This window comes from Finegoldia sp. BIOML-A1 (assembly GCF_009678325.1).
Taxonomy (GTDB): domain Bacteria; phylum Bacillota; class Clostridia; order Tissierellales; family Peptoniphilaceae; genus Finegoldia; species Finegoldia magna.
Window position 1 is genome coordinate 36,661 of the sequence record NZ_WKZF01000013.1, and the last position, 6,549, is coordinate 43,209.

The 6,549-nt window shown below is 31.3% G+C and carries 7 protein-coding genes; all 7 read right to left on the reverse strand.

What is annotated here, in order from left to right:
• Positions 1-50: 50 nt before the first annotated feature.
• The 7 genes from prfA to GKG00_RS08625 all read right to left on the reverse strand — a co-directional run bounded on the left by prfA (position 51) and on the right by GKG00_RS08625 (position 5,809).
• Positions 51-1,118, reverse strand: a complete 1,068-nt coding sequence (prfA, locus tag GKG00_RS08595) for a peptide chain release factor 1 (protein ID WP_110058013.1) — start codon at positions 1,116-1,118, stop codon at positions 51-53.
• A gap of 2 nt (positions 1,119-1,120) precedes the next feature.
• On the reverse strand, positions 1,121-1,912 hold the full coding sequence (gene prmC / locus GKG00_RS08600; RefSeq protein WP_154255062.1) for a peptide chain release factor N(5)-glutamine methyltransferase: 792 nt from the start codon (positions 1,910-1,912) through the stop codon (positions 1,121-1,123).
• The gene (locus GKG00_RS08605) at positions 1,906-2,802 is read right to left on the reverse strand and encodes a DUF1385 domain-containing protein (RefSeq protein WP_154255063.1); all 897 of its coding nucleotides are present in this window, start codon (positions 2,800-2,802) and stop codon (positions 1,906-1,908) included. Before GKG00_RS08605 ends, prmC begins: the two co-directional genes overlap by 7 nt.
• Before the next feature lie 78 nt (positions 2,803-2,880).
• Positions 2,881-3,084 (reverse strand): 50S ribosomal protein L31, encoded by a 204-nt coding sequence (rpmE, locus tag GKG00_RS08610; protein WP_002836835.1) that lies wholly within the window; start codon positions 3,082-3,084, stop codon positions 2,881-2,883.
• A 100-nt stretch (positions 3,085-3,184) separates the two neighbouring features.
• Positions 3,185-4,501, reverse strand: coding sequence for a transcription termination factor Rho (rho, locus tag GKG00_RS08615; protein WP_154255064.1), 1,317 nt, complete (start codon positions 4,499-4,501; stop codon positions 3,185-3,187).
• 11 nt (positions 4,502-4,512) lie between these two features.
• On the reverse strand, positions 4,513-5,196 hold the full coding sequence (locus tag GKG00_RS08620; RefSeq protein ID WP_154255065.1) for a cytochrome c biogenesis protein CcdA: 684 nt from the start codon (positions 5,194-5,196) through the stop codon (positions 4,513-4,515).
• A complete protein-coding gene (locus GKG00_RS08625) occupies positions 5,189-5,809 on the reverse strand; it encodes a thioredoxin family protein (protein ID WP_154255066.1) in 621 nt (206 codons plus the stop codon). The genes GKG00_RS08620 and GKG00_RS08625 overlap by 8 nt, the downstream gene beginning before the upstream one ends.
• Positions 5,810-6,549: the final 740 nt, after the last annotated feature.

A 6,549-nucleotide genomic window follows, 5' to 3' on the forward strand; every position in this document is an offset into this window, starting at 1 on the left:
TAGTTTTTTGGTCTAACTTTTGGGGGTCAGTTCAAAACTCGAGTTAATTTTTAATTCATCATTTTTAATTTTTCAGCTTGATCGTAACTTGTCAAATCATCGATCATTTCTTCAATATCTCCATCTAAGAAATTTTGTAATTGGAATATTGTTTTGTTGATTCTGTGATCAGTTATTCTTCCTTGTGGGAAGTTGTAAGTTCTAATTCTTTCAGAACGATCCCCTGTACCAACTTGAGATTTACGAGCATCTGCTCTATCTTTGTTCTTTTCTTCTTCCATCAAATCATATAATCTAGATTTTAAAACTTTCATAGCTTTATCTTTGTTCTTGATTTGTGATTTTTCATCTTGACAAGTCACTACAAGGCCTGTTGGAATGTGCGTTATTCTAACAGCAGAGTCAGTAGTGTTTACACATTGACCACCATTACCACTTGCTCTGAACACGTCAATTCTCAAATCTTTTTGTTCAATCTTAATATCAACATCTTCAGCTTCTGGTAACACAGCAACAGTTGCAGTAGAAGTGTGAATTCTTCCTGAACTTTCAGTTTGAGGAACTCTTTGAACTCTGTGAACTCCTGATTCGTATTTTAATCTAGAATAAGCGCCTTTTCCTTTAACCATCATTACAGCTTCTTTAACACCGCCAACACCTTGTTGTTGAATATCCATAACTTCAGTTGTCCAGCGTTTTTTATCAGAATACATTTGGTACATTCTCAAAAGCTCACCAGCAAATAAACCTGCTTCATCTCCGCCAGCACCTGCTCTTATTTCAATAAATACATTTTTTTCGTCGTTAGGATCTTTTGGTAACAACAAAATCTTCAATTCTTCTTGATCGTTTTCGATTTGTTCTTCCAATGTTGATATTTCGTCTTTCAATAGTTCTTCCATTTCACTATCTCCAGTAGTTCCCAACAACTCTTTATCTTCTTCTAAATTTTTTAAATTATCTTTGTATGCCAAATATTTATTAACAACTGGTTCTAAATCAGCGTGTTCTTTCATTAATTTCGTCCAATTTTCCATGTCAGCGATAACTTCAGGATCTGCGACTTTTACTTCTAAGTCTTTGAATTTATCTACAACACTATCCAAATTTTCAAACATAATTACCTCCTCGCAATTATTACTCTATCAAAACCGTTAAAGTCTTTTATGCAGTAGTGATTATTAAATCCATTTTCATCTAAAATTTGAAATATACTCTCTCTTTGATTATATCCTATTTCAAAAGCAAGCATACCATCTTCATTCAAATAATCACCAGCTTTATTTATTATTTTTCTATAAAAATATAGTCCATCATCTCCGCCAAAAAGTGCAGAGCGTGGTTCTTTTAAAATCTTTGTTTCAAGTGAATCGAAATCTTTTTTGTCTATATAAGGTGGATTGGAAACTATCAAATCATACTTAGAATTCACATTCTCATACAGATCAGAATAAATAAACTCAACATTATTAGCATTTAAACTTTCTGCATTTTTCTTGGAAAGTTCAATAGCCTTTTTGTTTATATCCACACCCAAAACATTTGAATTCAATTCTAAATTCAAAGTGATTGATATTATCCCAGATCCAATTCCGATTTCAAGTATATTGTCAAACTTACGATTAGTCTTGATTATTTCGTCTACTAAAATTTCAGTATCAAATCTTGGAATTAAAACATCAGGATCTGTATAAAACTTTCTATTGTAAAAGTACTTAAACCCAAGTATATATTCGATTGGAATATCCTCATCGTAAAGTCTTTTGTATTCTAAAATTATTTTCTCATCATTCTCATTAATCTCATCATTTGAATGAATAATAGAATCAGAAAAACTATAGTTATATAATTTTTCCAAAATCATCAGACAATCAGATTTGTCGAATAAACTGTAAATATCCTTGATTACCATAAATCTTCATCTTCTTTTTCTGGAATAACACTTTTAAGTGCCAATATAGCAACTTCTATCATCTTGTCGTCAGGCTCTCTTACTGTAAAATACTTTTGAACCCATAATCCAGGTTTAACAAGTAGTGCCGTTATTGTATTATCGTATTTTCCGATTAATCTGTTAATTTCATACGAAATTGATACAATCACTGGAAGTAATATTATACGATACAACATTCTCATCAACTGATTTGGCCATCCAACTAAACCCAACACCAAAATAGAAATTATCATAACCGTAAACAAAAAACTAGTACCACATCTTGGATGAAGTCTACTTTGTTTTCTAACATTTTCAACAGTCAAATCCAGTCCTTGCTCATAGCAATAAATACTCTTGTGTTCAGCACCATGATATTCAAAAACTCTTTTCATATCTTTTGAATGAGAAACTATAAAAAGATATGTGAAAAATATTATAATTCGTATCATTCCTTCGATTAAATTGAAACTGAAAGATGAATGATTTAGCTTAACAAATGATGTAAGAAAAGTTGGAATGAAGAAGAAAAACAGTAATGCCAATGCTACTGATGCAATTATAGAAAACACATTTTCTACTTTTCTGGCATTGTTTTTAAAATGCTTATCGAAGAAGTTTTCGCTATCATCTTCGTAAAAACTTGCTGAATACATTAATGCATCCATTCCCAACTTCATAGAATCAAACAAACTAACAACTCCTCTTATAAAAGGAATCTTCATCAAATTTATTTTATTGTTTTCTAAGTCTTTTACAACCAAATCAATTTCTTGATCAGGCTTTCTGACCGCTATGGAGTACTTTGAAGGGCCTCTCATCAAAATTCCTTCGATTAAAGCTTGTCCACCAATTGTAGTTTTCTTCATTTCAATTTACCTTTTCATCGTTCATTATCTATTTTTTAACACAAAAATACCAGCACCAAAAAGGTACTGGCAAAAATGCTAATCCATGTTGTATTTTTTCTTGAATTTTTCTACTCTACCACCATGTTCTACAAATCTTTGACGTCCTGTATAAAATGGGTGACATTGACTACAAACTTCGACGTTTATGTTTTCTTTAGTAGATCCTACTTTAAAAGTATTGCCACAAGAAGCGCAAGTTACTGTAGCTTCGTGGTATTCTGGATGTAAATCTTTTTTCATATTATCACCTCGTTTTTCTCAAAATTATTTTCGACTTACCTATTATAACACATGAGTATGAACTTGTCTACAAAATTTGAATATTTCAGTATAAATTTATTTACAAACTTTGCAATTTATTTATTGATTTTACAAATTCTTGGTTTGATTTTGTGTTTTTAATCATTTTTATAATTTGGTCTGCAATATTTTTGTTTTCTTGTGAATTCAATTGTTTTCTTATTTTATTAATTGCTGATAATTCTTCTTTTGTAAGAAGTAATTCATCTTTCCTAGTTCCGGATTTGTTCAAATCAATTGCAGGGAACACTCTCTGTTCCGACAGGCTCCTATCCAATTTGATTTCCATATTTCCAGTTCCCTTGAATTCTTCGAAAATAACATCATCCATTCTTGATCCTGTTTCAATCAAAGCTGTCGCCAATATAGTCAATGAACCGCCTTCTTCAATATTTCTTGCCGCACCAAAAAATCTTTTAGGACCATTCAATGCTAAAGGATCAAGTCCTCCGGACAAAGTCTTACCTGAATAAGGACTAGTAACATTATATGCACGAGATAATCTAGTAATTGAATCGACCAATATTACTACATCTTTTTTGTGTTCTACAAGCCTCTTGGCCCTCTCTATTACAATTTCAGCAACCCTAATATGATTTTGAGGCATTTCATCAAAAGTAGATGCTACAACATCTGCTCCCAAAACAGAACGCTTCATATCTGTAACTTCTTCCGGTCTTTCATCAATTAACAAAACAATAACATGAATTTCCGGATAATTTTTTCTTATAGAGTTTGCTATATTTTTTAGTAAAGTCGTCTTACCTGTTTTAGGTGATGCCACAATCAAGCCTCTTTGTCCTTTTCCTACAGGACTTATCAAATCCATAATTCTCATTGAAATATTCTTTGAATCTCTTTCTAAAGTCAATCTTTCTCTTGGATAAATCGGCGTCAAATTCTCAAAATCAGGTCTATTTCTAAGATTTTCAACAGTATCTCCATTTACACGATTCACATAAATCAAAGCATTGAATTTTTCTTTATCCTTTTTCTCACGAGATAATCCCTCTACAAAATCCCCTGTCTTTAGTTTAAATCTTCTAACTTGAACAGGAGGTACGTAAATATCATCATCTCCTGAATCGTATCCTTCCGATCTCAAAAATCCATATCCGTTTTCGTGTAAATCCAAGATTCCTTCCACTTTCAAAGGATCCTTCAAATCTTTTTCTTCATTAGAAGAAGAATCTTCGTAATCATCCTCAGAATTATTTCTCTCATTAATATTAACCTGACTAATAATCTCTTTTATCAAATCTTGCTTATTATATTTACTAATACCTGCAACACCTACAGCTTTAGCAATAATCTTTAAATCTTGTAATTTTTTAGATTCTAATATATCTTTTTCCAATAAATTTCCTCCTAAATACCTTGGTACAAGAAATATAATCCAAATAACATCAATACTGCACCAAGAACTATTTCTATTATTTTAGAAACCTTAGTATATGAATCATTTTGAATAATCTCTTCGACTTTACCCATCAACAAAGCAGACATAAATACCAAAAAGCAATTCCCAATACCATAAAATACGAACAAAATAATAGAAAATAAAATATTTCTAGTATTAGCCGCTATAGCCATCAATGAAACTAAAACAGGTGTTGAACATGGAGATGCAAACACCGCTTGAATAACGCCAGCTAGAAAAGCTCCCAAAAGTCCAGTTTTTGTAATTTTGCTAGACTTATTTAAGCTAATAATCTTAATAACATGCCAATTTTGAAACGCCATAAGAATTAAAAGTATTCCAATAACAATATAAAAAACTCTACTAAATTGATTTAAAATTTTTCCTACTAAGGCAGCCGTCAATCCAAAAATTGTAAAAACTAAAATACTACCTAAACTAAAAACTAAAGCCACCTTGAACGATTTTTTCTTATCGTAATTATTCCCCGACAAATACCCAATTATAATTGGAATCATCGGCAATGAGCAGGGAAGAAAACTAGTCAAAATTCCCGCAATCAAAGAAATAATTGGTGCCAAATAAACATAATCCTTGACTAATTTTGATAAAAAATCTAATAAACTATCCATTGATCATATCCGAAATCAATATTTCTAATTCATTCTCCTTCAACAAACCTTCGTGAATATATCCCTTTTTACCATTAACAGTAACCTCTTGAAAATACTCATCCATCACGCTTTGAGCCTTACCAGAAAATTTAAAATTTTCTTTTAAAGGAATAAAAATTTGTGTAGGAGTAACTCTAATACCAGCTTGTGATGCAAAATCATTGTTCACATTAACTTCAACATCCTTAACAACGGCTTTCCCCTTGAACTTATTGAAAGTATTGTCTATATATGGAGCCATTTCCTTACAAGGAGCACATTCAATCCACGTAAAGTTTACAAAAACAGGCTTATCATATGAAAAAAACTTCTCAAACCCAGCATCCTTTCCAGCAAATAAAACATCTTCCTTGTCTACTTCCTTGTAAGCTTCCTTGAAATTATTCAAATCTGATGAACTTTTATTCTCACTACTAGAACTACTATCTTCTTTAACATTTCCATCAGTCTCAGTTTGCTTAGAACTATTATTAATTGGCATAACTGGTTTATTCTTTATAAAAAACATTATTAAAACAACTACCGCAATAAATGCAATAACTAAAATAAATTTTGATTTATTACTCTTCATAATCATTTCCTTTCTTTACTTTTAACCTATTAGATATTCAAATTACTATTAATTTACTATATTATTATATCAAACTTACGTTCTTATTTACACCTCAATTCATTTTCATAATATAAGATTTTAGCTGTGAGGCTGAGCGAGTGAGAACATTAAGTTTTCCCCAATATATTCGTGCGAAATATTTGCTTTGATTTTTGACCTACTTGTGTCCCACAATCTCAAAATCAGCGAAACCTTTAGCAAACAATAGAAGCTGAATATCATCATATAAAATTTAATGCTTTTTATGAGCGACGCTTCGAACGAGGAAATCTTCAGTTAATTTTCTAAAAAAAAGATTTCTGAAGTGAGGCTGAGCGAGTGAGAACATTAAATTTTTCCCAAGATATTCGTGCGAGATGTTTGCTATGGTCTTAACCTATGTATATCCTGCAACTGTCGTTTAGCGAAACCTTATAATCATTTTCTTTCATTGTCCTGCAATCCCCAACACTGCGAAACCTTAAAGCAAACAATCGAAGCTAAGAATATCACCATATAAAATTTAATGCTTCTTATGAGCGACGCTTCGAACGAAGAAATCTTCCATTAATATCTTTTAAAAGAAGATTTCTGAAGTGAGGCTGAGCGAGTGAGAACATTAAATTTTTCCCAATATATTCGTGCGAGATGTTTGCTTATTTCATTACCTATGTTTATCCTGCAACTGTTGTATTGCGAATTCTATAAACTATTTTCTA

Bases quoted from the DNA above. Each gene is read 5' to 3' on its own strand.
- prfA (WP_110058013.1), bottom strand. From the start codon at position 1,118: ATGTTTGAAAATTTGGATAGTGTTGTAGATAAATTCAAAGACTTAGAA.
- prmC (WP_154255062.1), bottom strand. From the start codon at position 1,912: ATGGTAATCAAGGATATTTACAGTTTATTCGACAAATCTGATTGTCTG.
- GKG00_RS08605 (WP_154255063.1), bottom strand. From the start codon at position 2,802: ATGAAGAAAACTACAATTGGTGGACAAGCTTTAATCGAAGGAATTTTG.
- rpmE (WP_002836835.1), bottom strand. From the start codon at position 3,084: ATGAAAAAAGATTTACATCCAGAATACCACGAAGCTACAGTAACTTGC.
- GKG00_RS08620 (WP_154255065.1), bottom strand. From the start codon at position 5,196: ATGGATAGTTTATTAGATTTTTTATCAAAATTAGTCAAGGATTATGTT.
- GKG00_RS08625 (WP_154255066.1), bottom strand. From the start codon at position 5,809: ATGAAGAGTAATAAATCAAAATTTATTTTAGTTATTGCATTTATTGCG.